Here is a 2,984-nt window from a genome sequence, read left to right as displayed (position 1 = left end):
TTATCCTTTTGGGAAGTGCCATTATTACGGCTGCTTGGAAAGTATTTTTTTCCAGTAATATCTGAGTTCTCTAATTCTCAACAAGACTACAGTTAATCGCTCCTGAAAGAAAATTTTCTTAAAGCCTAGACTAAGATAAAATTATATCCAACCAGATGCAGTATAGGAGTTTAGCCAATGTCTAACGAAACTGTCACTTATTCCCTTGATGTCGTCCTTAAAGAAATTAAAGACAGTATCAAGGAAGTTAGTCAAAAATTCGATAAGATTGATGAGCGCTTGACAAAAGTAGAAATAGGAATAGCCGATCTCAAAGGGGATATTAAAGTGTTAGACGGGAAAATTGAAGGCATCGACAATCGGCTCAGATCGGTAGAGGGAACCCAAAAAAATCAGGTCTGGACATTGATTATCCTTTTGGGAAGTGCCATTATTACGGCTGGGTGGAAAGTATTTTTTTCCAGTAATATCTGATCTCTCTAATCCTCAACAAGACTACAGTTAACCGAACCCAAAAGGATAAAACCTTGTTTCTGTTTGACTGGATTTCCTCATTGCTTATTTACCAATACAAAAACGGCTAAAAATGCGATCGAGTACCGATTCAGTCACTTCTTCGCCGGTAATTTCTCCTAAGGATTGAATGGCAGTACGCAGATCGATCGACCAAAAATCAAAAGGTAAATCTTGGTCAATTGTTTTTTTGACCTGTTGCAAAGCAATTTTCGCCCTAGTTAAAGCGGCTGCTTGTCGTTGATTAATGGCTAAATCCAAATTAGCCGCCTGTAGTTCTTGATTTTGGACAGCATTAATAAGACTTTTTTCTAAGTCTTCAATACCCTGATTTTGGGCGGCCGACAGCTTGACAACTCGCTTAATTTCTGCTGGATAAATTACTGTTTCTGGATTAGCCAAATCAATTTTATTAATCACTAAAATTAATCGGCGATCGCTGACAGAGCGATAAATTTCCTCATCTTCCCAGGTCCATCCGGACTCTGCGGAGACGGTTAAGAGAACTAAATCAGCAGACTGGGCTGTTTGACGGGAACGTTCCACCCCAATTTGTTCGACTTGATCGCTGGCCGAGCGAATTCCTGCCGTATCGAGGACTTGTACGGGGATTCCCGCCACAACTAGCTGAGATTCGACAATATCGCGGGTAGTGCCAGGTAAATCGGTGACAATCGCTCGATCGCTCCGACTCCAAGCATTTAACAAACTGGATTTACCCACATTCGGCCGTCCCACGATCGCCACTTTCAGACCACTACGCAGCAATTCCCCGCGCTCGGCGGTGGCCAAAATTAAATTTACTTGACAAAAAACCTGTTCTATGCTATGGAGAATCGCCTCGCAATCCAAGGGCGGTAAATCCTCTTCAAAGTCAATACGGGCCTCTATTTCGGCCAAAATATCGAGACAGGTGGCGCGCAAATGGCGGATCGGTTGAGCGAGTTTCCCCTGTAAACCAGCGAGGGCAAATTGTGCCGCTTGGGGAGAACGCGCCCCAACGAGATCGACGACGCTTTCTGCTTGAGTTAGGTCAATTCTGCCGTTAAGAAAGGCACGCAGGCTAAATTCCCCCGCTTGTGCCAAACGCGCCCCATTTTCTAGACATAACTGTAACACCTGTTGTACGGGCATAATGCCACCATGACAGTGAAATTCCACCACATCCTCGCGAGTGAAAGAGCGGGGAGCCAACATGAGCAACAGTAAAGCTTCATCGATAATTGCTTGACTTTGGGGATGCCGGATATAACCGTAGAGAAGACGATGACTTTGCCATTTTTGACGATTGCGGGTATGAAAAAGCCGACGAGCGATCGCCACTGCCTGACTACCGGATAAACGGACAATACCGATGCTACCCTGTTGCGGAACGATCGCCGTAGCGATGGCGGCGATCGTATCCCCTGTGTTTAACATCTCTTAATCACTCCTTGCTAAAATTGAAGTCGGTATCAATTTTGTCAGCATTTATGCCCGAAAATATGCGCTCACGGTCATTAAAAGCGAAAAATAAAGGGAATAACCTAGTTAATAGTCTGACGCGCTCCTGTCGCTACTGGTGGATTCGCTTGGTGCGATTGCAGGGACATCCGATCGAAATCGCTCGCGGGTTAGCGGTGGGGGTGTTTTCTGGGGCCTTTCCTTGGATGGGATTACAGATCATTATTGCGATTTTTTTAGCCACCCTATTTCGTGCCAACAAGATCGCGGCTGCTGCCGGTACTTATATCAGCAATCCCTTGACCGATCTGCCAATTTTCCTGTTTAACTATAAATTAGGAGAGTTTATTCTTGGTCAAAGCGGGCGATCAAATGTGGGCGACATTTTTCAAACTAATCAAAGCTTCACCGAAAAGTTAGCTAGTTCTGGCGGCCAATTTCTTTTGACCCTGTTTTTTGGTTGCTTACTATCAGCGACGGTATTTGCTACTATAACCTATTTTGTTAGCTATCGCCTAGTTCATCAACGGTATCACCGGCGACAAACAAGGAGAAAACTCTGATAAATTGTAACCGTTCGGGGGGGACGAAATCCGGTAATCTAAGAGGCATGGATGAGAAGCACCAACGGTAATTCCATAATAAGTCTAAACTATGATTTGAATGATTGAATGAATACTATGATTGTGTTGTATTCAGCAAGTCTTCATCAATGATCAGTTATAGTCCATCCCATAATCCCATCAATCACAGTTAAGACGATGGATGTGACTGTCGCATCATTTGTAAATTATTACGAATCATTTGTGTATTGAGATGCTCTTTACTTAATGTATTGCCATACAATACTTTTGTCATTTAATCAGTAGGAAGCAGGTCTGAAATTATATTTAAAAAATCTCTCACTTTTGCAATAAAAGGAAGAACTTGTAATTCATCAAAATCTGCAAAGTCCTGACTGACGGACACATTTTTCAATACAAAGACAAGTACTGTTATGTGAAAGCCTCAAACTCCTGAATAAAAGA

Annotated in this window: 3 protein-coding genes; 2 read left to right on the top strand and 1 reads right to left on the bottom strand. The window is 43.0% G+C overall.

Features of this window, described 5'->3' with window-relative positions:
• Window positions 1-177 precede the first annotated feature (177 nt).
• Window positions 178-474, top strand: a complete 297-nt coding sequence (locus tag IM477_RS21175) for a polyhydroxyalkanoate biosynthesis repressor PhaR (protein WP_287733356.1) — start codon at window positions 178-180, stop codon at window positions 472-474.
• Window positions 475-558: 84 nt separating this feature from the next.
• Here IM477_RS21175 and mnmE read toward each other — a convergent pair whose 3' ends face one another.
• On the bottom strand, window positions 559-1,932 hold the full coding sequence (mnmE, locus tag IM477_RS21170) for a tRNA uridine-5-carboxymethylaminomethyl(34) synthesis GTPase MnmE (RefSeq protein ID WP_287733355.1): 1,374 nt from the start codon (window positions 1,930-1,932) through the stop codon (window positions 559-561).
• Window positions 1,933-1,985: 53 nt separating this feature from the next.
• On the opposite strand from mnmE, the gene IM477_RS21165 reads away from it, so the two are divergent.
• Window positions 1,986-2,519: a DUF2062 domain-containing protein gene (locus tag IM477_RS21165; RefSeq protein WP_287733357.1), complete on the top strand. Its 534-nt coding sequence runs from the start codon at window positions 1,986-1,988 to the stop codon at window positions 2,517-2,519.
• Window positions 2,520-2,984 lie beyond the last annotated feature (465 nt).

It is taken from the genome of Microcystis sp. M090S1, assembly GCF_020246295.1.
In the GTDB taxonomy this organism is placed as follows: Bacteria; Cyanobacteriota; Cyanobacteriia; order Cyanobacteriales; family Microcystaceae; genus Microcystis; species Microcystis aeruginosa.
Note: the sequence above shows the minus strand (reverse complement) of the source record. Positions and strands in the feature narration are given on the sequence as shown.

Excerpts from the sequence above, each read along its gene's own strand:
- mnmE (WP_287733355.1), bottom strand. The coding sequence starts at position 1,932 with ATGTTAAACACAGGGGATACGATCGCCGCCATCGCTACGGCGATCGTT.
- IM477_RS21165 (WP_287733357.1), top strand. The coding sequence starts at position 1,986 with ATGCCCGAAAATATGCGCTCACGGTCATTAAAAGCGAAAAATAAAGGG.
- IM477_RS21175 (WP_287733356.1), top strand. The coding sequence starts at position 178 with ATGTCTAACGAAACTGTCACTTATTCCCTTGATGTCGTCCTTAAAGAA.